This window comes from Neptuniibacter sp. PT8_73 (assembly GCF_047778045.1).
In the GTDB taxonomy this organism is placed as follows: Bacteria; Pseudomonadota; Gammaproteobacteria; order Pseudomonadales; family Balneatricaceae; genus Neptuniibacter.
Genome location: NZ_CP180545.1, coordinates 2,917,864 through 2,941,297 on the forward strand (window position 1 = coordinate 2,917,864; position 23,434 = coordinate 2,941,297).

Below are 23,434 nucleotides of genomic sequence, written 5' to 3' on the forward strand. Positions count from 1 at the left end.
TTAAGCTACAGCTTGTCCCCCCCTTCAGACAAGTTAATGCTAAAAACTTTAGGCCCAGTTTTTACTGGGCCTTTTTAGTTGCTATAGATCTATTCGAAAGCGACAATAAACGCCTACTTCACGGAAGGCGTCAAATATGTCATCAGTTGATTCCAAAACTGAATCTTGGCTCGATACAGCTAAAATCTATCTTCACCCTAGAGCAATCACACTTCTGTTTTTTGGTTTCTCTTCTGGCCTTCCTATTTTGCTCGTCTTTGGCACTTTATCTTTTTGGCTACGTGAAGCAGGGGTTGAACGGAGTTTAATCACTTATTTCTCCTGGGTTGGTTTAGCCTATGGCTTCAAATGGCTTTGGGCTCCCTTAGTTGATCGCTTAAGCCTCCCTTTACTTTCGACTTGGCTTGGTAGGCGCAGAAGCTGGTTATTGCTTTCGCAAATCATGCTCGTCATCGGTTTAGCCGGGCTTGCCTTCTCCAACCCTCATGACAACCTTCAATATATGGCGCTATTAGCACTAGTAGTCGCTTTTAGCTCCGCTACCCAAGATATTGTCATTGATGCCTACCGTATCGAATCAGCTGGCGAACGTTTACAAGCCGCCATGGCTGCAACCTATATGGCCGGCTACCGTATTGCGATGATTGTGGCGGGTGCCGGCGCACTTGCGATCGCAGCGTGGACCTCAATTTCACCTGAAAGCTATGACATCAATTCGTGGAAGTATGCATACTTAATCATGGCTGGTTTAATGTCTGTGGGAATGATGACTACGTTTTTAGTAAAAGAACCAGCTTCTGTTGAGATGGACGCTGAAACGCTTGAGCAACAACAAAAAATTATTGAATTTACTCAACGTAATGCTCACCTTCCCGATTTTCTATCTCGTTTTTTAGGCTGGGCTTATATTGCTATTGCTTGTCCCTTTATCGACTTTGTACGCCGTTACGGTATGCAGGCCCTTATTATTCTTGCGTTAATCGGTACTTACCGAATTTCTGACGTTATTCTTGGGATTATCGCTAATGTTTTCTACGTCGATATGGGCTTTACCAAAGAAGAGATAGCGCAAATTATCAAAATTTATGGCGTAGTCATGACCATCGTTGGCGCAGGACTTGGCGGCATTCTGGTTAATCGCTTTGGCGTGAGAAAGATCCTGTTCTTAGGAGCGCTGTTAGTTTCCCTGACCAACCTTCTATTTGCTTGGCTAGCAACTTTAGGTAATGACACCACAGCACTTACAATCGTTATCTCGCTGGATAACTTGAGTGGAGGTATCGCTACTGCGGCCTTTGTCGCCTATCTATCTAGCCTGACAAATATTCAATACTCAGCTACACAATATGCTCTTTTCAGTTCGATGATGCTGCTATTCCCTAAATTTCTAGGCGGCTTCTCTGGCGGCTTTGTCGATAGCTTTGGCTACCCTTGGTTCTTCACTGCAGTTGCGATCATCGGCTTACCCGTCTTGATATTGATCTGGATCAGCCCAAGAAAATAAATAGGAATCATTATCATTTACATTCATGTAAATCTGGGTTACTCTTCTTAACACTTAACAAGGAGGGATATACCGATGACTTATATGATTGATGCTTGGTTTGAACGTAACAACCCTTACCTGAGAGTTATTCACCGCTCTACGGGGATTTCAGTCGTGAATTGGCAAGGCGATACGCTAACGAGTAAATTACAAAGCGGTGCTATCTGCGTAGACGACTTTGAAGCAACACCTTCGCAGGATCTGGTAAAAGAGATCTTTCTTCTGGATTGCTTAGAACAAGATTAGTCAGGTAAAACTTCGTTCACCTGACTTTGTTGAGGCAGTAACAGGTAGGTTTAGTCGCGGAAGTTATTAAACTGCAGTGGTAATTCAAGGTCTGCTTCGCGCAGCATTGCCATTACACTTTGCAGGTCATCACGCTTCTTGCCTGTTACTCGCACCTGCTCACCCTGCACCTGCGCCTGCACTTTTAACTTAGCGTCTTTAATCAATTTTACAATCTTCTTAGCCAATGGCTGATCTAGGCCCTGTTTCAGAATCACTTCCTGACGCGCTCGCATATTCGCTTTTTCTGGATCTTTAATCTCTAAACAACGAATATCAATTTTGCGGCCGGTCATCTTAGTTTTAAGCACATCCATCATCTGCTGCAGCTGAAAATCAACTTCTGCCTGCAAAGTTACAGTAGATTCAGTTTGCTCAAACCGCGCATCAACACCTTTAAAATCGTAACGCATCTGAAGTTCACGATTAGACTGATCAACAGCGTTGGTAACTTCGTGCAGGTCTAGTTCAGATACAATATCGAATGATGGCATGAGGCTTCTCCCTATTTTTTTGCCGATTCTAGCTGACCTTTATCTCCATTTCACGTCACAATAGAGCGATAATAGGATCCACAATGCTGAAGATTAAGAGAATTAAGTATGAAAGAGAGATGGTACATACTTGGCGCTGGCTCAATTGGTAATTTATGGGCCTGTAATCTGATATCTGCAGGTTACCCCGTCACTCTTATTTTGCGTAATTCGGCTAAGCTTTCACGATTTGAAGCAAACCTCGGCATTCAATTAGCTAATCAACTGCATAGTTGCGAAGCTGAACTGTCTAGTGATTCATCGTTAATCCAAAAACTGTTTATCACGACTAAATCCACTGATACTCAAACCGCTTTCAACTCGATAAAGCATCGTCTGGCAGATGACGCACATGTTGTTGTGCTGCAAAACGGTATGGGCAGCCAACAATGGATAACAGATCAATTACCAAATGCTGAAGTTGCCTGGGCATCAACAACAGATGGTGCATGGTTAGAATCTGAATTCACCGTTGTACATGCCGGTAAAGGGGTTACTCGTATCGGCTCACCCGATAAAGCACTCGATTGGTTAGACCAATTAAATTGCGGTTTCTTAGATTTACAACCTGATCCAGAAATAGCTACAACCTTGTGGCGCAAGCTAGCGATTAACTGCGCTATAAACCCTTTAACCGCGATCTTTGGCTGTAAAAATGGCGAGTTGGTTAGCAACCCTAACTATCTAAATGAGATGGTATTAATCTGCAATGAGGTAGAAAAGGTCGCAAACGCACTCAACCTAGAGCTGTTTGATGGTCCTTTAATTGACCATGCTTGTCAGGTGGCTGAATTAACCGCAAATAATTTTTCCTCGATGAACCAAGATGTGAAACATGGCCGTATAACAGAGATTAATCAGATCACCGGCTATCTATGCGAGCAAGCAGAAAAACTAGATATCAAGGTCGATATCAATATGTACTACCTTGAAAAAATTCGGGAACTACATCCTCATAGTGATGCCTAATCCAGTAGTTTATATCTTTAGGAGCAACAATGAGTAACAGGCTTAGTAAGATCTATACCCGTTCTGGCGATCAAGGCCAAACCGGATTAGCCAATGGTGAACGTGTATCTAAGACCGATCCCCGAATAGAAGTGATCGGTACGGTTGATGAACTCAATAGTGCTATAGGCATTGTGATCGCAAGCCTGCCTTCAGATGAATCAATTACGAAATTGCTGCAAACCATACAGCACCAGCTATTTGATCTAGGCGGCGAGTTAGCAATTGCAGACCCTAGCTATGTTGTTATAACCCCGACAGAGATAGAATACTTAGAGGAACAACTGGACATGCTGAATGCAGAGATACCGCCTTTGAAAGAGTTTATTCTCCCGGGCGGAACACTTTCAGCCAGTTATACCCATTTGGCGCGTAGTATCTGTCGACGCGCTGAGAGACGAATGACAGCATTACTTCAAGATGAGTCAGCTCAGGTAAATCCTAACTCTGGTATTTATCTAAACAGGCTGTCCGATCTGCTTTTTGTGGCGAGCAGAATTATAGTGCTGAGGCATGGCGGTGAAGAGATTCTTTGGCGATCCAAAGAAGTTAGATAATACAACTCACCTAACGGGAGAGAGAATAATGAGAGCGCTGTTTTTTTCTGCGTTAATGCTACTAACACCTGCAGCTTTTGCAGACTGCTCAACAGACCAAACCTTGTGTGAAGCTAAATGCTCAGTAAAACACTTTACTGATGATGCCGCTGAGCTAGGTTGCAAATCAAAGTGCGTAGCTCAACGTGCGATGTGCTCAACAGAATCGGGTGCAAAAACCGTTGTAGAGAAAGGTGGTGAGGTCATCGAAGATGGCGTTGAAGTCAGCAAAGACGTTATCGATGATGGTGTTGAGATCAGTAAAGAAGCGTGGGAAGACACTAAATCATTTGTAAAAGGCATGACCGAATAGTCATGCCGTTTGTCTAGCTTTACTGTCAGCGTACATTAAAGCTAGGCGCGTTTGGGTAGAGAACTGGTTAAACGTATTAAAGTCCTCTTCGGAGACAGGACCACGTCCTTTTAAACGATCCGCATACAGCATACCGATAACCCGTTTCCCCATAGTTAACGGTATCAATACAAACCCTTGGCAACCTACCTGTTTAACAAAATTTGGTGGTAGTCGCTTATCCCAACCATCTTCATCCAGATCATTGACCAGTAAAGTCACTTGTTTCGCTAGAACCTTAAAGAAAAGATCATCAGCTTTACCGGATTTATCCCGCTCAAAATAGGATTGCAAAGGATCCAGCTCTTCCCCTTCAATGATCTTGACTGACAAGTGAGTGTTAGATTTGCTAAGTAAGCAAAGCATACTGCGGTCAAACTGTCCGCATTCACCAATAGCTTCCACAACTAACTTGAAGACTTCGTGAATCTTGCCATCCGCCGCAATTAACTCAGTCAATTGATTGAGGTAACTTAGCTGCTTAGAATTACGTTTCGATTCAGCAGCAGGTGATGATTTACCTTCAATACTTTCCGTTTGCTCGACCTCTTCCAATTCCACTTCATTATGAGCTAAGAAAGAAAGCTGACGCACCATATCATCTTTAGCAACATTACCTGTTTCTGAATAATCAGGAATGAGAGAGCGAGCTTTTAAACCATAATTACGGCTGACTTTAGCAACCCGTTGGAAACACTGGAGCGTGATTTCACCAACATCATCAAAAGGGATATCCCCTGCAAGAGAAACAGCATCTACAACTTTATCGTAAGGCTGTTCATTATTTTGATCTTGCCCATACAGCTGCTGGACTAAGCCATGACTTAATGTGGGTAATGTCGATAAGAGATCACTTCGATCATCAATATGAGCTAAATCGACAGGCGCCATTGTATTCAAAATTTGCTTTGGATATCCCCATCCTGCGGCTAGTTCCCTACCCAATTCGCTAAAGCTCATACCTAACACTTCAGCTTGAATACGAGGCCATTTTTTTTCACCCCTTTCCTTCAGCCTGAGCATTTTTCGATATTGCTCTGGCAAAGTACAAGCCACCATAATTTCACCCAATCCAAATAATAACGAAGCCATATAAGCCTCTTCTGGATCAACTGACTTCCGACTTTTAAGCGCAAGTTCTTTAGCCATATTGGCACTCAGGAACTGCCGCATCATCATCCCAGGTACATCTAGATCTGGATTTTCATCATGGAAGCTTTCAATCAGCTTAAGGGTCAAACTGATATTTTTAATTTGATTAAAACCAAGTAGAACCACCGCCCGTGATACCACAGTGATATCACCTTGGCCGCGTTTATACATCGGCGAGTTAGCCAACTTAATCAATTTGGCTGATAAGCCTGTATCCTTCATGATCGCCATAGCCAAAGCCATAGCATCACTTTCTTCTGACGCGCTAATCTGCTGTATACGATTGACCGTAGCACTAAACACCGGCAGATCGCCCAGACGATCAAGGCTACGGTGAATATTTTTAAGCGTTTCGGTGTATTTCATGCGTTATCCTATACAACAACATCAGCAAGGGGGTTGGATATTACTACTCAATAACTGTGGCCAACATTGTTTTGAGTCATGATCAAATCTAAGTTTAGAAAAATGCGCATAATCAATTGCAATTCGACTCCAACGATCTGCTTCAATGCCCAACATATCCCCTATCAAGCACCGAATAACCCCACCATGAGTTACAATTAATACCTTTTTTTCAGATAATTGCAGCAACCGCTCTTTAACCATAGCTATTCGTTGCTTAAATTGCTGAATAGTTTCGCCATTTGGTGCAGGGCAATCCTGCGGTGCTTGCCAAAACTTATCTGCTGCGATGGGGTTTTCGCTATAAACCTGCTCAAAACTAACGCCATCCCAGTCACCAAAGTCCAGTTCTTGTAATTCATCCCAGACCTGTAGCTGAATTTGCCGAGTATTGGCTAACCAGCGCGCACTCTCCAAAGCCCTCTTTAACGGCGAACTCACAACTAAGTCCCATTCACCATTTGCTAAAACAGCTTCACAGGTAGATCTACCTTTTGCAGACAACGGACTATCGGTACGGCCTAAATAGACGCCTTTAAGTGCAGGTTCACCATGTCGGAACAGGTCAACAAACAAAGTATCCAAAAGAGATCCTTACTATAGGTTTTAGTCCGACTTCTCGCTCACACCAGCACTAGAGAATGTCGCCATCTTTTTATGCAATAAACATGCTGTTTGAATCACGCTTACCGCCGTTGCCGCGCCACTGCCCTCACCAAGGCGCATATCCAACGCTAACAAAGGCTCAGCAGACATGGCAACAAGTACTTTATGATGAAATTTTTCCGCAGATTGATGACCAAAAATCATCCAGTCTTTAGCTAAGGGGCAAATTATACTGGCCATATATGCAGCAGCAGTGCTGATAAACCCGTCTACTACAACCGTAATGCCTTCCCTTGCTGCCGTCAGATAAGCGCCAACCATCGCGACAATTTCAAAACCGGCTAATGATTGAAGCAACTCAAAGGGAGAGTCGTCTGTGCACTGGTGTAACTTAAGCGCCTGATCGATCACTGCCGTTTTATGTTCAAGCGCATCACCTGATACGCCTGTCCCTGCTCCAACTACTTCTTGAGCTGTTAGGTTCATTGCCGCAGCCAAAACTGTAGCAGCAACCGTTGTATTCCCTATCCCCATCTCACCAGCGATAAAGAGTTGAGCTCCCGACGATTTAGCTCTTAAAACCGCCTCCTGTCCCACATTAAGCGCAGTAACCAATTGCTCACTGTTCATCGCTTGGCTCTTCGAAATATCATCACTTTGCGAAGCGATTACTCGATTAAGCACATTGTGGTGATTAACAGGCACCACCGTCCCTAAATTAATCACCTCAAACTGCGCTTTCAGTTGCTTAGCTAGAACAGCGATTGCCGCGCCACCTTCGGCAAAATTCAGAATCATTTGCGATGTAACTTCTTGCGGGAACGCGGATACATTCTGAGCAGCCACCCCATGATCTGCAGCAAAAATAGAGATGCTTATACGATCTGCCGAAGGTAATGGCTGCGCTTGCATTGCAGCCATTTGCACAGCTATTTTTTCCAATACACCTAAAGAGCCGGGAGGTTTAGTTAGGTTTCCTTGATGAGATAAAGCAGCTTGTTCAGTTTCAACATTTAAAGGTTTAGCTTTAATCTGCGACCATTCCTGCAAGTTCACTTAATATCTCCTTTGACAGCCATTGGGATACCCGCCACCGTTAACGTCACCACTTCCACTACGGCAGCCAAATCTTGATGTAATCGACCGGTATTATCTTGAAATTGACGACTCAATTCGCCCATAGGGACAATACCCCAACCAACTTCATTTGAAACCAGTATTAAATTTCCTTCAAAATCATCAACAGCAGCAGTAAGTGCCTTCATGCCTTCCTGCATAGGTTCCAATCCTTTTAATAGCAAATTGGTTAACCATAGAGTTAAACAATCGACTAAGACTGTTTTTCCCTTACCACTCAAACTAGTAAGCGCATCTGGCAAGTCAAAAGGGATCTCTTGTATCTCCCATTCACTAGGTCGATTCTGACGATGGAGTTCGATACGCTGCTCCATCTCCGAGTCTTGTGCTTGAGCGGTAGCAATATACACAACAGGCTGGCCCGTGGTGGTCGCTCTTTCTTGCGCCACCTGACTTTTACCCGACCTGGCACCACCTAAAATTAACTGTCGCACTGATATTCCTCGTCAAAACTCGTTGTCAGATCAATAAAATGAACGTTAACACTTCTTTAAAATGTATTATTAATACACATTTAGTTTTTCTTAGTGTAGATTATAACACTGCTGATATAAGCGGCGGAGAGATCCCATGATCCAACTACAAGAAAGACGCACCCCTTCACCCTTTTCACTTTTTAATTTGGCATTTCGCCCATTTTTCTTAGGTGGAGCACTCTCAGCCATACTTTTAATGGCTGCATGGCTAGTTATCTATAGCGGCGGCATTCAACCTCACCATTATAATTACGGGGTATTTTGGCATGCCCACGAAATGCTATTTGGTTTCTCTCTAGCAATCATCGCCGGCTTTTTAATGACCGCTGTTAAGACATGGACTAACGTGCAAACACTTTACAGCTGGCCTCTCGCGGCACTGTTTTTACTCTGGTTTAGTGCGCGCTTAATGCCTTTATTCCCAGCGATCGAACCTTGGTTAGTCGCTGTCACTGATTTGGCCTTCGCGCCTATGGTGGCCGCTTGCGTGGCTTGGCCAGTGATTAAATCTAGAAACTATCGTAATTTGATGTTTGTACCGCTCCTGCTTGGCTTCTTTGTAGCCAATCTACTCATGCATCTGCAACTACTTGGCTACACTGAGACAACAGCAGCGAAAGGAATTCAACTAGGCCTGTTTTTAGTCATCATGGTCATAAGCATCTTAGGTGGCCGCGTTATTCCATTTTTTACTGAGCGCGGAGTTGAAGGCGTAAAAGTCACAAAACATGCTTGGCTGGAGAAAGCGATTATTGCCCTGACTGCGATTTGGGTTCTTTTAAGCCTGACAGAGATTAAGCCTCTAATTATTGGCATCAGTCTATTACTGGGATTCGTTAACCTTATTCGGGTTGCGGGCTGGTTCGATAAACGGATCTTTGCGGTACCCTTAGTATGGATTCTTCAGTTTGGCTACCTGTTTGTGGCGTTAGGTTTTATCCTTTATAGCCTAAGTTTACTGGATCTAATTAGCACTTCGATTGCTTACCATGCATTTGCTGCTGGAAGTATTGGGGGGTTAACACTGGGTATGATGGCACGTGTTTCTTTGGGACATACAGGTCGACCTCTTAAAGTCGGGCCGCTCATCATTACTGCCTTTATATTGATGATTTTGGCCGCTGCAGTGCGACTAAGCGTAGGGCTATTACCTCTTTCCTACCTCACAACGTTGCACTTATCAGGCACGCTATGGATGCTCGCTTGGGTGCTGTTCCTGATTATTTACACCCCTATCCTAATAAAACCTCGAGTGGATGGCTTATATGGATAGGGCAGGCTTCGATTTAATCGTCCCGTAATAAAAAATACGGCTCTAAAATAGAGCCGTATTTTTTCAACTAAACTGCCAATCGTTTAGCTTTTAAGATCTACCACCACGCGACCTTTAACTTGGCCATTGGTGATTTTCTCTGCGTAGTCAGGCAACTCATTTAGCGCAATGATTTGAGCAATATCGCCCACAGCATTGTCAGGTAATTGTGCTTGCAGCCTTTTCCAAGCTTCTTGACGACGCTCATAAGGGCACATCACTGAATCAACCCCTTGCAAACGAACATTACGAAGAATAAAAGGCATAACCGTTGTCGGTAGTTTAAAGCTGGCAGCAAGACCACATGCAGTTACAACACCGCCATAATCTGTTTCAGATAGAATTCGACCTAGGATATTATCGCCCACTGTATCAACAGCACCGGCCCAGCGCTGTTTCTCTAGAGGTCTTGCTGGCTCTGCCATCTCCTCTCGACTAACTATTTCTGAAGCACCTAAGCCTTTAAGATATCCCTCTGTTTCAGGGCGACCCGTAATAGCTGTCACTTGATAACCAAGCCCAGCCAAGATTGCTACTGCAACGCTACCTACACCACCAGCGGCACCACTCACAATGATAGGCCCCTTATCAGGAGTTACACCACCCTCTTCAAGCGCCATGACACATAGCATGGCAGTTAAACCTGCTGTACCAATCTGCATAGTGCGAACAGGATCCATGCCTTCAGGCAGAGGCACTAACCAGTCTGCGTTTAAACGAGCATACTCTGCAAAACCACCCCAATGGTTTTCACCTACACCCCAACCTGTCAGTACAACTTTATCGCCTTTTTGATAACGATCATCAGCACTCTCTTCTACTGTACCGACTAAATCGATGCCCGGAACCATAGGGAAGTTCCGAATAATTTTGCCCTTGCCTGTAATGGCTAAACCATCTTTGTAGTTTAATGAGGAGTAATCGACTTTAACCAAAACATTCTGATCTGGTAATTGATCCAGACTCAATTCTGTCACTTCCGCTACAGTCTTACCTTCGTTTTGATTTAACACGAGCGCTTTGAACATGCCGATCTCCCAACTTATTTATCTATTTGTCATACAAATATAAAATAGATTTTTAAATGATACAAGCTATGATGTTATTGTTTCAGTTTATGTAGAATAGCTTATTCGTTGTATTAGTAATCCTATGGAGTAATACGTGAGCCTAGAAGTAGCCCCTATCAATAAATCCAGCTTGTCTAAACAAGTCGCTGATCAATTACAGGAAGCGATTTTAGATGGCTCTCTAAAAGCAGATGATCGCCTGCCTACTGAAGGTGAACTAGCTGAACGCTTTCACGTATCACGCCCTACGATTCGAGAAGCACTCAAGCGCTTAGCTGCCAAAAACTTAATTCGTTCACGCAGAGGACCTGCTGGCGGCACCTTCGTAAACCACTTAGGTGCTGAAGAGCTTAGTGACCAGATGACAACCGCTGCAACACTGTTTGTCAGCATGAACCAGATATCTTTAACTGAAGTGAGCAGCACTCGATTAGAGTTAGAAAGCTTATGTTGCCAACACGCCTGCACTAATAGGTCCGAACAAGACCTAGAAAAGCTGCGAGCTGAATTAAATTATCAATCCAATACCAATATCAGCCCTGAAGATTTCTGTGCAGCTGATGTTCGCTTCCATCGCGCCATTGCCGATGCAAGTGGTAACCGTATGCTGAGTTTTGTGATGTATTCGTTGATCGAGGCTCTGCAACCGGTTGCGAACATGATTGCTTACCGTTTCCGTGAAAGAGAAATTATCTTAGGGCAACACCGTAGACTACTGAGTGCGATTGAAGATCAAGATATCAATTTAGCTAAAGCTATTATCAAGGAACAGATTAAGTATCTTGATCAATTACATTGCGAGGCGCAGTCCTCCCATCAGGAAGTGGCAGAACAAAACTCTTTAAAGCGATAAGCCAGTTAAGTTCGACCAATCTATAGTTCATTTATCCGTGGATAAAGCCGAAAATTATTTATTATAGGCAGGGATAGATAATTGATTTATCCTTGCACAAAGCTCGCAAAGATCCATTGATGCTGTACCTTAATTCAATAGATTCAGGCTCTCTTTGTCAGCACCTAATTCATCTTAAAATGCCAAGTTTATAAGGAGTTTTTGTGGAAAACGTTTGGCTTATTAGTATTGCAGCCCTTGTTGTTGGCGCCGTAATTGGTTTTTTGATGGGACGTTCTGGCGGAGGCGCACAACGCCAGGCAGAACTAGCAGAAAAACTAGAAAGCACCCAAAAAGAACTAGAAAGCTACAAGAGCGAAGTAACTGAACACTTTGAAAAAACCGCAGCGCTGGTCAACAACCTGACTAATAGCTATAAAGATGTTCATGAACATCTTGCTACTGGCGCACAAGGCTTATGTCAGCCGGGTAGCGTTGATCTAGCCATTGAACCCTCATTGACTCCGAAGCTAGAAAGCGAAGTAGAAGAAACATCAGCTGAAGAAAAACCTGCTACAGAAACAGAACAAGCAGAAAGCTCTTCCGAACCACCTAGAGATTACGCACCTAAATCACCTGAAGACGAAGGTACGTTATCAGAAACCTTTGGTTTGAAAGAGGAACAGGAAACTAAAGAGGAAGAGCAGGCTCCTGCTGATGCGCCTAGCAATGTAGACGAAGAAACAGCAGAGCCTAAAGCGAAAGCTTAAACGGGATTATCTATATCGATAAACTGGTGCTGAAGCCCAAATTTCAGCGCCAGTTCCTCTCCTAATGCCATAGCACCATAACGCTCCGTTGCATGATGGCCTGCTGCAAAGTAGTGAATACCATTCTCTATCGCACTGTGGAAGGTTGGCTCTGAGACTTCACCAGAAATAAAAGCATCCAAGCCCTGCTCTATCGCCTTCTCGATATAACCCTGGGCACCACCCGTACACCAACCAATCCTTTTAATCGGATGGCCTCCGCCTTTAATCAGCAAAGGCTTACGTTTTAGAACCGCCTCTATATGATCAGCAAATCCTTCTGCAGAAATAAATTCAGTTAACTCACCTGTATTTCCAATACTACGAGGATTGCCAAGCTCTAAAGCACCAAAGCCTTCAATTCCTAAAAGCTTAGCCAACTGGGCATTGTTACCGATCTCAGGGTGAGCATCTAATGGCAGGTGATAAGCAAGCAGGCTGATATCATTATCTAGCAGGGCTTTGATACGACGTTTTTTAATCCCTGTAATGCAGCTATTCTCTCCTTTCCAAAAAAAGCCATGATGCACTAACAAGACATCAGCCTTTTCATCGATAGCTCTATCTATCAAAGCTTGAGAAGCCGTTACACCAGATATAACTTTGCTAACATCACTTCGCCCTTCCACTTGCAATCCATTCGGGCAGTAATCTTTAAATTGGTTTGGCTCTAAGCGCTGTTCTATATATGCGATTAGATCCGATAGTTTTACCGACATTCTTCTGTTATCCATTCACAAAGGGAATATTCATCGTATAATTCTAAGCTTGTTTATGGCGTTTCGACTATACACTCATGCGTAAATTTAACTTTCTTTTCTGGCCTATTCTCTCAGGCGTGCTTGTCGCTATTATTTTATTGCAAGTCTTTCCAGATCTTTTAGATAGTTCACACTCTACCATTGAGTTCCGTGAAACCGGCAACAGCACTGTTCTACAAGGAAATATTGGTCCTGTATCTTACGCAGATGCAGTAGAAGTTGCTGCCCCTGCTGTTGTTAACATCTACACCCAAACTGTTGTTAGGCAGAATGTACACCCTCTCTTCAATGATCCTTTTTTCCGCAACTTTTTTGATTCCGACAGCATTCCACAACGAGAGCGGGTTCAATCCAGCCTAGGCTCTGGTGTAATTCTAAGCTCTCAAGGCTATATAGTTACCAACAACCACGTAATTTCAGGTGCCGATAGTATTATCGTAGCTTTGAAAGATGGGAGAGAAGCTGCCGCAGAAGTCATTGGTACGGACCCAGAGACCGACTTAGCCGTTTTAAAGGTTACATTGGATAACTTACCAAGTATTACACTCGGCCAAACTGAAAATTATCGTGTTGGGGATGTAGTCCTAGCCATCGGCAACCCATTTGGTGTTGGGCAAACCGTAACGATGGGTATCATCAGCGCTACGGGCCGAAACAGTGTCGGCCTGAATACCTATGAAGACTTTATACAAACAGATGCGGCCATCAATCCGGGTAACTCTGGCGGTGCTTTGATTGATGCCTTTGGCAATCTGATTGGTATTAATACCGCAATTTTCTCTAAATCAGGCGGTTCTCAAGGTATCGGCTTTGCAATTCCATCAGACCTCACCAAACAGGTCATGCAGGACTTAATACAGCACGGTCGCGTTGTTCGCGGTTGGCTGGGTATAGAGATACAAGAACTAACACCTAGTCTTGCAGAGTCATTTGGCCTTAAAAAGCTTCAAGGACTTATCATTGCAGGCGTGTTCCGTAATGGTCCAGCCCATATAGCAGGTCTGCAACCAGGTGACGTAATGCTGACCATCAATGACAATCCTATTTTGGATGGCCGCAAATCGATGACTCAAATAGCCCGTCTGCGCCCAGGTCAGGTAGTCACCGTTAAAGTTCTTCGGGAAGGCAAAGAGCTTTCATTTGATGCTGAAATTGGTGAGCGCCCTAAAAGCCGCAACTAATTTTTGATTACTAAATAAATAACTTTTCCCCTACAAATACAAAGGGCCGCCATTTCTGGCAGCCCTTCATCTAAAAGTCGTCTAAATTTTTCAATTAAGACTTAATACGGTATTCCGCTGAACGAGCATGCGCTGTGAGGCTTTCACCGCGCGCAAGTACTGATGCAACTTTACCCATTTCAGAAGCGCCATCTTCAGAGAACATGATCAAAGAAGAACGTTTTTGGAAGTCATACACACCTAGTGGAGATGAGAACCTTGCAGTGCCAGACGTGGGTAAAACGTGGTTAGGACCTGCACAGTAATCACCTAGCGCTTCAGCTGTATAACGCCCCATAAAGATTGCGCCTGCATGGCGAATCTTTGGCAATAGCACTTCAGGGTCTTCTACTGACAATTCCAAGTGCTCTGGAGCGATACGGTTTGAAACTTCAATCGCTTCATCCATATCTTCAACCTTAATCAGTGCTGCACGTAGACGTAGAGAGGTTTCGATAATCTCTTTGCGCTCCATGGTTGGCAACAATTTATTGATGCTGGCTTCTACCGCATCAATAAAGTCTGCATCAGGTGTAACGAGAATTGGCTGCGCATCTTCATCGTGTTCTGCTTGAGAGAATAGATCCATCGCAACCCAATCAGGGTCAGTTTGGCCGTCGCAAACCACAAGAATTTCTGAAGGGCCAGCAATCATATCAATACCAACAGCGCCAAATACTGCACGCTTCGCTGTTGCCACAAAGATGTTACCTGGACCTACAATCTTATCTACTTTAGGTACAGTCGCTGTACCATAAGCTAAGGCTGCAACCGCTTGTGCACCACCAATACAAAAAACGCGATCAACGCCTGATAAGCATGCAGCAGCAAGCACCAGCTCGTTAACCTCACCACCTGGTGTCGGCACAACCATGATGATCTCTTCAACACCCGCAACTTTGGCTGGCATTGCGTTCATCAGTACTGAAGACGGATATGCAGCCTTACCGCCAGGCACATATAGTCCGACACGATCCATCGGCGTTACTTTCTGACCTAGCATAGTGCCATCGGCTTCAGTGTACTGCCATGAATCAACCAGTTGACGCTCGTGATAGCTACGAACACGCTCGGCAGCAATTTCCAACGCTTTACGCTGATCCTCAGGAAGATTATCCAAAGCTGCTTGTAGACGCTCTTTGCTCATCTCAAGCTCAGACATCTCTGACACAGACGTATTATCAAAACGGTTGGTGTACTCAACAACTGCTTGATCGCCTTCTTGCTCAACGCGCTGAAGGATCTCATTAACGATCTGATTCACTTTTTCATCAGATACCGCTTCCCACGCAAGCAGTTTATCCATCTGCTGACGGAAATCAGCCTGAGTAGAATCCAAACGTTTAATATTCAAATCAGTCATGATTATGCTTCTCCATCACGGCGGGCAATTGCATCAGCTAATTTATCTAAGATCGGTTGAATCTGGCGGTGCTTCATTTTCATTGAAGGCTGACCAACAACCAAACGTGAACTGATATCCGCAATTTCTTCCATCGGCTCTAGACCGTTAGCTCGCAAGGTATTACCTGTATCTACAATATCAACGATACGGTCAGCTAAACCCATCAACGGTGCTAATTCCATTGCACCGTAAAGTTTGATGATATCGACCTGACAACCCTGTTTAGCAAAGTAATCGCGAGTGACATTGACAAATTTACTGGCAACCTTCATTCGGCCTTCAACTGGCTTAGCCCCTTTCATACCTGCAACCATAAGTTTGCACTTAGAGATTTTCAGGTCTAAAGGCTCGTACAAACCCGCAGAGCCATGCTCAAGTAGAACATCTTTACCTGCGATACCCATATCCGCGCCACCGTACTCAACATAAGTCGGTACGTCAGTTGCACGAATAACAACCAATTTTATGTTGTCATGGTTTGTATCAAAAATCAGTTTACGGCTGCTATGAATATCCTCTGCCGGCACGATGTCAGCTTCCGCCAATAGAGGCAGAGTTTCTTTGAGGATACGTCCCTTGGACAGTGCAATCGTTAGTTGCTGCTTCATAGCGTTCTATATACCTGTTTAACCTGGAACACGCTTAATACGTGCGCCTAATAACTGTAATTTTTCTTCAATACACTCGTAACCACGATCAATGTGATAGATACGATCAATTACGGTGTCACCGTCTGCAACCAATGCAGCAATAACCAAACTTGCAGACGCACGAAGATCTGTTGCCATAACAGGTGCTGCCTGTAGACGTTCAACCCCTTCTACAACTGCTGTATTGCCATCAATATTGATTTTAGCGCCCATGCGAATCATCTCTTGCATGTGCATGAAACGGTTTTCAAATATTGTTTCTTTTAGAATGCTGACACCCTCAGATACCGCATTCATCGCAGAGAATTGCGCTTGCATATCTGTTGGGAAAGCTGGATAAGGCGCTGTAGTTACATTAACTGCTTTGGGACGCTGGCCTTTCATATCCAGCTCGATCCAATCGTCACCCGTAGTAATGTGCGCTCCCGCTTCTTCAAGCTTCTGCAGAACAGCATCAAGAATGGCTGGCGATGTATTTTTGATCTTTACCTTACCGCGCGTTGCCGCTACAGCTGCTAGGTACGTACCCGTTTCAATACGGTCGGCAACCACAGGGAATTTACAACCGTGTAGTTTTTCAACACCATTCACAACAATGGTATCTGTTCCGTGACCAGTAATGTCCGCACCCATCGCGATCAAACACTCTGCTAGGTCTACCACTTCAGGTTCACGAGCAGCATTCTCAAGAATACTTTGTCCTTCGGCCAGCGTTGCCGCCATCAGAATATTCTCTGTACCTGTAACCGTTACAGTATCAAAGAATACTCGGGCACCTTTTAAGCGACCATTGGTTTTAGCACGGATATAACCACCTTCAACAACAACGTCTGCGCCCATTGCGCGAAGACCCTGAATATGAAGATCGACTGGGCGTGAGCCAATCGCACAACCACCAGGAAGAGATACTTCAGCTTCGCCAAAGTGCGCCACCATAGGGCCCAGTACCAAGATTGATGCACGCATCGTTTTTACTAGTTCATAAGGTGCAACTAGTTTATCGATTGTGCTGGCATCAATTTCTACATTTAATTTTTCATCAATAACTAACTCAACACCCATACGACGCAATAGTTCAAGCATCGTCGTAATGTCATGTAAGTGAGGCAGGTTACAAATTGTAACTGGCTCAGACGCTAGCAAAGCTGAAGCAAGAATAGGTAACGCCGAGTTTTTAGCACCGGAGATGCGAACTTCACCTGTGAGCTGCTCGCCACCTGTAATAATAAGTTTATCCATGGTCAATCCAGTAAAAGGCGTTTAGTTCTGGGAAGCTTCCCACTGCGCAGGGGTATATGTCTTAATCGTTAGAGCGTGAATCGTTCCATTTGCGATATGCTCATTCAAGCAAGCATAGACAAGCTGCTGACATTTCACCGGACGCAGCCCTTCAAACAGTTCACCTACAACGGTTACCTGAAAATCACACCCTTCACCTGCGGTTGTAACTACACAGTTCTCAAGTTGAGATTCCAGAATCTGCTTAACCTGTTCAGCCTGCATGCAAAGCTCCCGATAGAATACTTCTAGATAAAAATAAGGCGGAAATAATACCGGATCATGACAAAAAAGGCGATGCTAAGCATCGCCTTAAATCCAATATCACTGAATACTAATCAATTTGTTAGATCTTCTAGCCCAACCAATTTTGCAATACCCTGCATTTCTACAGGTAAGTTGATCGGCTCAAGCTCCAATTTATTGCGTTTTGCAAAACGTAAACAACACAACCAAAAAGACAACGCAGAACTATCTACTGAAGTAACCTCGGCAAAATCTACTTGTGCCTTACCATTCAGTCCAGACAATAACGATTCGACCTGCTTACGAAGTTGCATGATCGCTGGGAATTTAAGCTCCCCTTCAATCGCAATTAGCTGTGCTGACTTAATGCTAGCCTTTGTCATTAAGCACTTTCCTTGTCAGGGTCTACCTTCTCTTTCCAGCTCGTAATAACTTTATCAACGTTATTTCGATTACGCTGCATCAGATCTGCAAACTGGTTTTTAAAGCTCAGCTTAATATTAACGCTACCATCCAATACAGCGTTAACCAATTTCCACTCATCCGCACTCTTTTTCATATAGTAGATTAGAGCGAACTTCGTACCATCTGCTGCAAAAACGTTTACAGTAACAATCTGCTTTTTCTCGTCAGGGCTTTTCTTACGAGGTGGCACCATCTCGTAACGTTCAATTTTAAATCCGACGAGCGCTTTAGCATAGGTTTTCAACAAAGTTGTTTTGAAAACATCACTAAACTGCATACGTTGCTCTTCTGACGCTCGGCGATAGTATTTACCCATTACACCTTTTGCGATGTAATCGAAATCCACTACAGGAGAAAGAATAGTGTCAATTTCTGAAACTAGTTGTTCTTTCTGCTCATCCTGTAGAAGTTCTTCATTTTCTAATAGCTGCAGAACATCCGACGTAGCACCTTCAATTACTTTACCCGCCTCTTCCCAAGATGCATAAGCATTGAAAGAAAACACGAAAGCAACGATCGCAACCAAGTGGCCTAATCGTTTAAATACCTGCTGTAACATAATTACTCACTCGCTTCATTGAAGAGGAATTTACCGATTAGTTCCTCCAGCACTAGCGCTGATTGAGTATCTTCGATAAATCCACCATCACCAAGGTATTCCTCTTCGGCTCCAACTGTAACACCGATATACTGCTCACCCAGCAAACCTGCAGTTAGAATCGCTGCAGAACTATCGATGGAAAGAAAATCTACATCGCCATTAATTTCCATAGAAACTTTAGCGACCAACTGTTCCGTGTCCAGCTCAATGCTTGTAACTTTACCAATAGTGACACCAGACATTGTTACTTTTGCTCGAGGTGTCAGGCCACCAATATTTTCAAAGCGGGCATAAACAGTATAAGTATTGTCACTTGTAGACATACTTAAACCGCTTACGTTCAACGCCAATCCTACCAACGCTAAAATACCTGCCAAAACAAAGGCACCTACGCTGATCTCCAAGACCCGCATACGCATATCAAAGTTCTCCAAACATTACTGCTGTAAGAATAAAATCTAGGCCTAACACCGCTAGGGATGAATAAACCACTGTTTTCGTTGTAGCCTGACTAATACCCTCCGAGGTTGGTATACAGTCATAGCCTTGGAATACAGCAATCCAAGTTACAACGAAGCCGAAGGCAACCGCTTTAATTAAGCCGTTAACAACATCTTCATAAAAGTCTACTGAGTTCTGCATATTGGCCCAAAAAGAGCCATCGTAGATACCCAGCCAATCAATACTCACCAAAGCTCCACCGTAGATCCCTACGATTGCGAATATAGCCGCCAAAATAGGTAAGCAGATAAAGCCAGCCCAAAAACGTGGCGCAATAATGCGACGCAATGGGTCAACACCAATCATTTCTAAGCTAGAAAGCTGCTCTGTCGCTTTCATCAAGCCAATTTCCGCCGTTAAAGCAGAGCCAGCTCGCCCGGCAAAGAGTAAGGCAGTCACAACTGGGGCCAATTCTCTAACCAAACTCAACGCAACCATTTGCCCCACGGCTTGTTCAGATCCGTAATCGACAAGAATGGTGTAGCCTTGCAGACCTAATACCATACCGATAAACAGACCCGACACTACGATAATTATCATCGACAACACGCCAACAAAATAGATCTGTTTTACCAATAAAGGAAACATCATTAGCGGCTGCGGCTTGGCGATCAATGATTGAAATAGAATCATTGTTGCTCGTCCGAACGCTGCAAGCTTACTTAATGTCACATGCCCTAAGGAGGCTAACTTGTTCATTTCAAACCACCCTGTAGCAAATCATCAGCATAATCACCTGCAGGAAAATGAAACGGTACAGGACCATCTGGCAAGCCGTGCATAAACTGTTTCACCTGCGGTGATTCTACTTCTAGCAACTCTTCTGGCGTCCCCTGAGCAACCACTTTGGCATCAGCAAGAATAAATACGTAATCAGCTATACCTAAAGTTTCCTGAATGTCATGTGAAACAATGATGCTGGTATGGCCTAAAGAGTTATTTAGATGCCTGATGAGATTGACTAGCACGCCCATTGCAATAGGGTCTTGACCAGTGAATGGTTCATCATACATTAAAATATCAGGGTCCAAGGCGATGGCACGAGCCAACGCAACACGGCGAGCCATACCACCCGACAGTTCACTTGGCATTAAATCATTTGCGCCACGTAAACCTACCGCATGAAGCTTCATCAACACGATATCGCGAATCATATCTTCAGATAGATTCGTGTGGACACGAAGAGGGAAAGCCACATTTTCAAATACGCTCATATCGGTGAAAAGAGCGCCGCTCTGAAAAAGCATACCCATGCGCTCACGAACCGAAAATAGTTCGCTACGGCTTAATTCTGGGATATTTTGACCATCAATCGAGATAGAGCCTGCATCAGGTTTTAACTGACCACCAATCAATTTTAGCAGTGTAGTTTTACCTGTACCTGAAGGGCCCATAATCGCAGTAATTTTACCTCGGGGTATCTTAAGATCGACATTACTATATATCGGTCTTTCTCCACGAGCGAAACTCAACTGCTGAATATCGATGACTACATCATCAAACTGACTCATAAGATTCCATTTATAAAACGTGCAAAACAGCTTACGTCCATTCCACTGTTCAGGCTTTATTCAATAACCCTAACTTTGTGGGGTCGCAACTATACCATTTCGATATAAAAACGGGAATATTTACCTATAGTTCCTTCGTGCCGATTTAAACAACCACTGCATTCTGTTTTAATAGCGTCCTTCATCTATTACTGGAACATATTTTCTTTATGCTTTACCCAATTTTGGCGCTATTGGCTGGCTTAATTTTATTGGTCTGGAGTGCAGATAAATTTGTAGAAGGGGCTGCAGCGACAGCTAAAAATTTTGGTATGTCACCGATGCTTATCGGCCTGACAATTGTTTCGTTTGGTACTTCAGCTCCCGAAATCCTTGTATCGATCATGGCCTCCACATCAGGATCTGGAGATCTTGCAATTGGTAACGCACTTGGTTCCAACATCGCCAACATCGCACTGGTACTTGGTATCACCGCACTCATAGCACCTTTACCCGTAAAATCTGGTGTTTTACGAAAAGAGTTACCGCTTTTATTAGGCGTAACCCTTCTTGCCGGCGTGATTCTTTTTGACCTACACCTAAGCCGCATGGACGGCATAATTCTGCTAATTGCCTTAGCGGTTTGCCTATACCTATTTAATCGTTTTCAAAAAAATTCGCCTCAAGATGAATTAGCGAATGATCAAGAAGAATTACCCGAACTAGAAACCAAAAAAGCGATTTTTTGGTTGATCACTGGACTCGCCGTTCTAGCTGCCAGTTCAAGATTGCTTGTTTGGGGTGCAAGTGAAATCGCATTTGCAATGGGAGTTAGCAAACTCGTCGTAGGCCTAACTATTGTTGCTATAGGCACTAGCCTGCCTGAATTAGCAGCATCCGTAGCAAGCGCATTAAAGAATCATCACGACATCGCTATCGGAAATGTAGTTGGCTCTAATATCTTCAACCTTGTCGCAGTAATGGCTGTACCAGGCCTTATTGCACCAATAGGTATGGATGCTATTGTTTTGCAACGAGACTATGTTGCCATGCTAGGCCTGACTTTTGCACTAATGGCTTTCGCCTTATGGCAAAAGCCCCCTTCAATCAGTCGATTTGAAGGCAGCCTTCTAACCGCTGCCTATGCAGGCTATCTGATCCTGCTATACACTATGACCGTATCTCAATAGACATAATAGGTTTCTGATGTCACAACCTGATTTTCTCGGTTCTGCAAGACGTACGATTCAACTCGAAGCTGAAGCAGTTTCAGATTTAGTTAGCCATCTGGATGAGAATTTTATTCGCGCTTGCGAACTGATGTTTCAATGTACCGGCAGAATCATTGTTACAGGTATGGGAAAGTCAGGTCATATCGGCAAAAAAATCGCCGCGACTCTAGCGAGCACAGGCTCACCATCCTTTTTTGTTCACCCTGGTGAAGCAAGCCATGGGGATCTAGGAATGATCACATCAAACGATGTTGTTATCGCCCTCTCTAATTCAGGAGAAACTGCCGAAGTCGTTACCATCATTCCTCTACTAAAAAGAATGAAAGCTCCACTTATTAGTATTACGGCTAACGCTGATTCAACCCTATCCACAGCTTCTGATGCGAACCTCCACATAGGGGTTGAAAAAGAAGCGTGCCCTCTCGGCCTAGCACCAACATCAAGCACCACAACTCAATTAGTGCTCGGGGATGCACTAGCTATAGCGCTATTAGAAGCACGCGGATTTAGCGCAGAAGATTTTGCCTTTTCTCACCCTGGTGGAAGCTTAGGCCGAAAATTACTACTGAAAGTAAGCGATATTATGCACGCTGATCAGGACGTGCCAGAAGTCGAATCGGGGACCCTTTTGCAAGAAGCGCTCATCGAAGTCACTCGCAAACGCCTTGGCATGACTACGATTGTGGATAAATACGGTAAATTACTTGGTATATTCACGGATGGCGATTTACGCCGAGCCTTAGATCAGAATGTAGATTTAAAGAATACGACTATCGATGACGTAATGACTCGCCAAGGCACTACTGTCAGTAGCGAAACATTAGCAGCTGAATGCTTGCATATAATGGAAGCTAAAAAGATTAACGCTCTTATCGTCACTGATGAACTAAATAGGCCAATTGGCGCACTAAATATGCATGATCTACTTAAAGCAGGTGTTATTTAATGGCTGGAACAACTTCTCTAGAAAACATTACACTTGCTGTTTTTGATGTAGACGGCATTTTAACCAGCGGTCAGCTTCTTTTTCTCCCCAATGGTCAAGAGGTCAAGCAGTTCAATACGCTAGATGGCCTAGGCCTAAAGCTATTGATGGAAGCAGGCATTGAAACTGCAATCATTACTGGGCGTAGTTCCCCACAAGTAGAAAGTCGAAGCAAATCACTGGGTATCAATTACCTATTTCAAGGCCGCGAAGATAAGCTTGTCGCTTTAGAAGAGCTTTGGTCTGACACTGCACATGATGCATCCACAACTGCTTATATAGGTGACGACTTGCCAGATCTATCTGCCATTCGTTACTGTGCATTTGGCGCCAGCGTCCCAAACGGTCACGAATTTGTTCAGCAACATGCCGATTGGTGCAGTACACGCAGAGGCGGAGAAGGGGCTGCTCGAGAATTTTGCGAGCATATCCTTGAAGCTCAAGGTAAACTTGAACAATTACATGCAAAGTACCTATAAAA

The 23,434-nt window shown here is 44.0% G+C and carries 28 protein-coding genes; 12 read left to right on the plus strand and 16 right to left on the minus strand.

What is annotated here, in order from left to right; genetic code table 11:
• Positions 1-136 precede the first annotated feature (136 nt).
• Both ACMXYN_RS13120 and ACMXYN_RS13125 read left to right on the plus strand, forming a co-directional pair.
• Complete coding sequence (locus ACMXYN_RS13120; RefSeq protein WP_415892209.1) at positions 137-1,504, plus strand: AmpG family muropeptide MFS transporter; 1,368 nt, start codon at positions 137-139, stop codon at positions 1,502-1,504.
• 75 nt (positions 1,505-1,579) lie between these two features.
• Positions 1,580-1,792 carry a hypothetical protein gene (locus ACMXYN_RS13125; protein ID WP_415881983.1) on the plus strand — a complete coding sequence of 71 codons (213 nt, stop codon included), beginning with the start codon at positions 1,580-1,582 and terminating at the stop codon, positions 1,790-1,792.
• Positions 1,793-1,842: 50 nt separating this feature from the next.
• Here the strand turns inward: ACMXYN_RS13125 and ACMXYN_RS13130 are convergent, their stop codons facing one another.
• Entirely contained in the window at positions 1,843-2,325 is a 483-nt protein-coding gene (locus tag ACMXYN_RS13130; RefSeq protein WP_415881985.1) for a YajQ family cyclic di-GMP-binding protein, read from the minus strand.
• A gap of 108 nt (positions 2,326-2,433) precedes the next feature.
• Between ACMXYN_RS13130 and ACMXYN_RS13135 the strand changes: the two genes are divergently transcribed.
• From ACMXYN_RS13135 to ACMXYN_RS13145, 3 genes are read left to right on the plus strand one after another with little or no spacing between them, the layout of a single operon-like run.
• A complete protein-coding gene (locus ACMXYN_RS13135) occupies positions 2,434-3,333 on the plus strand; it encodes a 2-dehydropantoate 2-reductase (RefSeq protein WP_415892210.1) in 900 nt (299 codons plus the stop codon).
• Between the two features lie 29 nt (positions 3,334-3,362).
• The gene (locus tag ACMXYN_RS13140) at positions 3,363-3,929 is read left to right on the plus strand and encodes a cob(I)yrinic acid a,c-diamide adenosyltransferase (RefSeq protein WP_415892211.1); all 567 of its coding nucleotides are present in this window, start codon (positions 3,363-3,365) and stop codon (positions 3,927-3,929) included.
• A gap of 28 nt (positions 3,930-3,957) precedes the next feature.
• A complete protein-coding gene (locus ACMXYN_RS13145; RefSeq protein ID WP_415892212.1) occupies positions 3,958-4,281 on the plus strand; it encodes a hypothetical protein in 324 nt (107 codons plus the stop codon).
• On the opposite strand, the gene ACMXYN_RS13150 is transcribed toward ACMXYN_RS13145, so the two are convergent.
• Genes ACMXYN_RS13150 through cobU form a run of 4 tightly spaced genes read right to left on the minus strand, consistent with a single transcriptional unit; the run spans position 4,282 to position 8,054 of the window.
• Positions 4,282-5,838, minus strand: coding sequence for an HDOD domain-containing protein (locus ACMXYN_RS13150; RefSeq protein ID WP_415892213.1), 1,557 nt, complete (start codon positions 5,836-5,838; stop codon positions 4,282-4,284).
• A 21-nt stretch (positions 5,839-5,859) separates the two neighbouring features.
• A complete protein-coding gene (locus ACMXYN_RS13155; RefSeq protein ID WP_415892214.1) occupies positions 5,860-6,462 on the minus strand; it encodes a histidine phosphatase family protein in 603 nt (200 codons plus the stop codon).
• 21 nt (positions 6,463-6,483) lie between these two features.
• The gene (cobT, locus tag ACMXYN_RS13160; protein ID WP_415892215.1) at positions 6,484-7,539 is read right to left on the minus strand and encodes a nicotinate-nucleotide--dimethylbenzimidazole phosphoribosyltransferase; all 1,056 of its coding nucleotides are present in this window, start codon (positions 7,537-7,539) and stop codon (positions 6,484-6,486) included.
• Positions 7,536-8,054: a bifunctional adenosylcobinamide kinase/adenosylcobinamide-phosphate guanylyltransferase gene (gene cobU / locus ACMXYN_RS13165; protein WP_415892216.1), complete on the minus strand. Its 519-nt coding sequence runs from the start codon at positions 8,052-8,054 to the stop codon at positions 7,536-7,538. The genes cobT and cobU overlap by 4 nt, the downstream gene beginning before the upstream one ends.
• Before the next feature lie 136 nt (positions 8,055-8,190).
• Between cobU and ACMXYN_RS13170 the strand changes: the two genes are divergently transcribed.
• Positions 8,191-9,369 carry an NnrS family protein gene (locus tag ACMXYN_RS13170; RefSeq protein WP_415892217.1) on the plus strand — a complete coding sequence of 393 codons (1,179 nt, stop codon included), beginning with the start codon at positions 8,191-8,193 and terminating at the stop codon, positions 9,367-9,369.
• A gap of 83 nt (positions 9,370-9,452) precedes the next feature.
• Here ACMXYN_RS13170 and ACMXYN_RS13175 read toward each other — a convergent pair whose 3' ends face one another.
• Positions 9,453-10,436 carry an MDR family oxidoreductase gene (locus tag ACMXYN_RS13175; RefSeq protein WP_415892218.1) on the minus strand — a complete coding sequence of 328 codons (984 nt, stop codon included), beginning with the start codon at positions 10,434-10,436 and terminating at the stop codon, positions 9,453-9,455.
• Between the two features lie 136 nt (positions 10,437-10,572).
• Here ACMXYN_RS13175 and ACMXYN_RS13180 point away from each other — a divergent pair, with 136 nt between their 5' ends.
• Both ACMXYN_RS13180 and ACMXYN_RS13185 read left to right on the plus strand, forming a co-directional pair.
• A complete protein-coding gene (locus tag ACMXYN_RS13180) occupies positions 10,573-11,331 on the plus strand; it encodes a FadR/GntR family transcriptional regulator (RefSeq protein WP_415892219.1) in 759 nt (252 codons plus the stop codon).
• Positions 11,332-11,534: 203 nt separating this feature from the next.
• Positions 11,535-12,080 carry a YhcB family protein gene (locus tag ACMXYN_RS13185; RefSeq protein WP_415892220.1) on the plus strand — a complete coding sequence of 182 codons (546 nt, stop codon included), beginning with the start codon at positions 11,535-11,537 and terminating at the stop codon, positions 12,078-12,080.
• Here ACMXYN_RS13185 and ACMXYN_RS13190 read toward each other — a convergent pair.
• Positions 12,077-12,838, minus strand: coding sequence for a Nif3-like dinuclear metal center hexameric protein (locus tag ACMXYN_RS13190; protein ID WP_415892221.1), 762 nt, complete (start codon positions 12,836-12,838; stop codon positions 12,077-12,079). The genes ACMXYN_RS13185 and ACMXYN_RS13190 overlap by 4 nt on opposite strands.
• A gap of 77 nt (positions 12,839-12,915) precedes the next feature.
• Here ACMXYN_RS13190 and ACMXYN_RS13195 point away from each other — a divergent pair, with 77 nt between their 5' ends.
• On the plus strand, positions 12,916-14,061 hold the full coding sequence (locus tag ACMXYN_RS13195) for a S1C family serine protease (protein ID WP_415892222.1): 1,146 nt from the start codon (positions 12,916-12,918) through the stop codon (positions 14,059-14,061).
• 94 nt (positions 14,062-14,155) lie between these two features.
• On the opposite strand, the gene hisD is transcribed toward ACMXYN_RS13195, so the two are convergent.
• From hisD to ACMXYN_RS13240, 9 genes are all read right to left on the minus strand, one after another.
• On the minus strand, positions 14,156-15,463 hold the full coding sequence (gene hisD, locus ACMXYN_RS13200; protein WP_415892223.1) for a histidinol dehydrogenase: 1,308 nt from the start codon (positions 15,461-15,463) through the stop codon (positions 14,156-14,158).
• A 2-nt stretch (positions 15,464-15,465) separates the two neighbouring features.
• Positions 15,466-16,113 (minus strand): ATP phosphoribosyltransferase, encoded by a 648-nt coding sequence (gene hisG / locus ACMXYN_RS13205; RefSeq protein ID WP_415892224.1) that lies wholly within the window; start codon positions 16,111-16,113, stop codon positions 15,466-15,468.
• An 18-nt stretch (positions 16,114-16,131) separates the two neighbouring features.
• Positions 16,132-17,394, minus strand: a complete 1,263-nt coding sequence (murA, locus tag ACMXYN_RS13210) for a UDP-N-acetylglucosamine 1-carboxyvinyltransferase (RefSeq protein ID WP_415882001.1) — start codon at positions 17,392-17,394, stop codon at positions 16,132-16,134.
• 21 nt (positions 17,395-17,415) lie between these two features.
• Positions 17,416-17,658: a BolA family protein gene (locus tag ACMXYN_RS13215; protein WP_415882002.1), complete on the minus strand. Its 243-nt coding sequence runs from the start codon at positions 17,656-17,658 to the stop codon at positions 17,416-17,418.
• A gap of 113 nt (positions 17,659-17,771) precedes the next feature.
• Positions 17,772-18,062, minus strand: a complete 291-nt coding sequence (locus ACMXYN_RS13220; protein WP_415892225.1) for an STAS domain-containing protein — start codon at positions 18,060-18,062, stop codon at positions 17,772-17,774.
• Positions 18,062-18,703 carry an MlaC/ttg2D family ABC transporter substrate-binding protein gene (locus tag ACMXYN_RS13225; RefSeq protein ID WP_415892226.1) on the minus strand — a complete coding sequence of 214 codons (642 nt, stop codon included), beginning with the start codon at positions 18,701-18,703 and terminating at the stop codon, positions 18,062-18,064. The genes ACMXYN_RS13220 and ACMXYN_RS13225 overlap by 1 nt, the downstream gene beginning before the upstream one ends.
• Before the next feature lie 2 nt (positions 18,704-18,705).
• Entirely contained in the window at positions 18,706-19,164 is a 459-nt protein-coding gene (gene mlaD, locus ACMXYN_RS13230) for an outer membrane lipid asymmetry maintenance protein MlaD (protein WP_415892227.1), read from the minus strand.
• A gap of 1 nt (position 19,165) precedes the next feature.
• Complete coding sequence (mlaE, locus tag ACMXYN_RS13235) at positions 19,166-19,945, minus strand: lipid asymmetry maintenance ABC transporter permease subunit MlaE (RefSeq protein WP_415882006.1); 780 nt, start codon at positions 19,943-19,945, stop codon at positions 19,166-19,168.
• Positions 19,942-20,757, minus strand: coding sequence for an ATP-binding cassette domain-containing protein (locus ACMXYN_RS13240; RefSeq protein ID WP_415892228.1), 816 nt, complete (start codon positions 20,755-20,757; stop codon positions 19,942-19,944). Before ACMXYN_RS13240 ends, mlaE begins: the two co-directional genes overlap by 4 nt.
• 209 nt (positions 20,758-20,966) lie before the next feature.
• Here ACMXYN_RS13240 and ACMXYN_RS13245 point away from each other — a divergent pair, with 209 nt between their 5' ends.
• Genes ACMXYN_RS13245 through ACMXYN_RS13255 form a run of 3 tightly spaced genes read left to right on the plus strand, consistent with a single transcriptional unit; the run spans position 20,967 to position 23,432 of the window.
• Entirely contained in the window at positions 20,967-21,926 is a 960-nt protein-coding gene (locus ACMXYN_RS13245; protein WP_415892229.1) for a calcium/sodium antiporter, read from the plus strand.
• A gap of 16 nt (positions 21,927-21,942) precedes the next feature.
• Positions 21,943-22,914: a KpsF/GutQ family sugar-phosphate isomerase gene (locus ACMXYN_RS13250; protein WP_415892230.1), complete on the plus strand. Its 972-nt coding sequence runs from the start codon at positions 21,943-21,945 to the stop codon at positions 22,912-22,914.
• The gene (locus tag ACMXYN_RS13255) at positions 22,914-23,432 is read left to right on the plus strand and encodes a KdsC family phosphatase (RefSeq protein WP_415892231.1); all 519 of its coding nucleotides are present in this window, start codon (positions 22,914-22,916) and stop codon (positions 23,430-23,432) included. The genes ACMXYN_RS13250 and ACMXYN_RS13255 overlap by 1 nt, the downstream gene beginning before the upstream one ends.
• Positions 23,433-23,434: the final 2 nt, after the last annotated feature.

Bases quoted from the DNA above. Each gene is read 5' to 3' on its own strand.
- ACMXYN_RS13255 (WP_415892231.1), top strand. From the start codon at position 22,914: ATGGCTGGAACAACTTCTCTAGAAAACATTACACTTGCTGTTTTTGAT.
- ACMXYN_RS13245 (WP_415892229.1), top strand. From the start codon at position 20,967: ATGCTTTACCCAATTTTGGCGCTATTGGCTGGCTTAATTTTATTGGTC.
- ACMXYN_RS13190 (WP_415892221.1), bottom strand. From the start codon at position 12,838: ATGTCGGTAAAACTATCGGATCTAATCGCATATATAGAACAGCGCTTA.
- ACMXYN_RS13195 (WP_415892222.1), top strand. From the start codon at position 12,916: ATGCGTAAATTTAACTTTCTTTTCTGGCCTATTCTCTCAGGCGTGCTT.
- ACMXYN_RS13145 (WP_415892212.1), top strand. From the start codon at position 3,958: ATGAGAGCGCTGTTTTTTTCTGCGTTAATGCTACTAACACCTGCAGCT.
- mlaE (WP_415882006.1), bottom strand. From the start codon at position 19,945: ATGAACAAGTTAGCCTCCTTAGGGCATGTGACATTAAGTAAGCTTGCA.
- ACMXYN_RS13140 (WP_415892211.1), top strand. From the start codon at position 3,363: ATGAGTAACAGGCTTAGTAAGATCTATACCCGTTCTGGCGATCAAGGC.
- ACMXYN_RS13220 (WP_415892225.1), bottom strand. From the start codon at position 18,062: ATGACAAAGGCTAGCATTAAGTCAGCACAGCTAATTGCGATTGAAGGG.
- hisG (WP_415892224.1), bottom strand. From the start codon at position 16,113: ATGAAGCAGCAACTAACGATTGCACTGTCCAAGGGACGTATCCTCAAA.
- ACMXYN_RS13225 (WP_415892226.1), bottom strand. From the start codon at position 18,703: ATGTTACAGCAGGTATTTAAACGATTAGGCCACTTGGTTGCGATCGTT.
- ACMXYN_RS13240 (WP_415892228.1), bottom strand. From the start codon at position 20,757: ATGAGTCAGTTTGATGATGTAGTCATCGATATTCAGCAGTTGAGTTTC.
- ACMXYN_RS13135 (WP_415892210.1), top strand. From the start codon at position 2,434: ATGAAAGAGAGATGGTACATACTTGGCGCTGGCTCAATTGGTAATTTA.
- ACMXYN_RS13250 (WP_415892230.1), top strand. From the start codon at position 21,943: ATGTCACAACCTGATTTTCTCGGTTCTGCAAGACGTACGATTCAACTC.
- hisD (WP_415892223.1), bottom strand. From the start codon at position 15,463: ATGACTGATTTGAATATTAAACGTTTGGATTCTACTCAGGCTGATTTC.
- ACMXYN_RS13150 (WP_415892213.1), bottom strand. From the start codon at position 5,838: ATGAAATACACCGAAACGCTTAAAAATATTCACCGTAGCCTTGATCGT.
- ACMXYN_RS13215 (WP_415882002.1), bottom strand. From the start codon at position 17,658: ATGCAGGCTGAACAGGTTAAGCAGATTCTGGAATCTCAACTTGAGAAC.
- ACMXYN_RS13130 (WP_415881985.1), bottom strand. From the start codon at position 2,325: ATGCCATCATTCGATATTGTATCTGAACTAGACCTGCACGAAGTTACC.
- ACMXYN_RS13125 (WP_415881983.1), top strand. From the start codon at position 1,580: ATGACTTATATGATTGATGCTTGGTTTGAACGTAACAACCCTTACCTG.
- ACMXYN_RS13175 (WP_415892218.1), bottom strand. From the start codon at position 10,436: ATGTTCAAAGCGCTCGTGTTAAATCAAAACGAAGGTAAGACTGTAGCG.
- mlaD (WP_415892227.1), bottom strand. From the start codon at position 19,164: ATGCGTATGCGGGTCTTGGAGATCAGCGTAGGTGCCTTTGTTTTGGCA.
- murA (WP_415882001.1), bottom strand. From the start codon at position 17,394: ATGGATAAACTTATTATTACAGGTGGCGAGCAGCTCACAGGTGAAGTT.
- ACMXYN_RS13120 (WP_415892209.1), top strand. From the start codon at position 137: ATGTCATCAGTTGATTCCAAAACTGAATCTTGGCTCGATACAGCTAAA.
- ACMXYN_RS13170 (WP_415892217.1), top strand. From the start codon at position 8,191: ATGATCCAACTACAAGAAAGACGCACCCCTTCACCCTTTTCACTTTTT.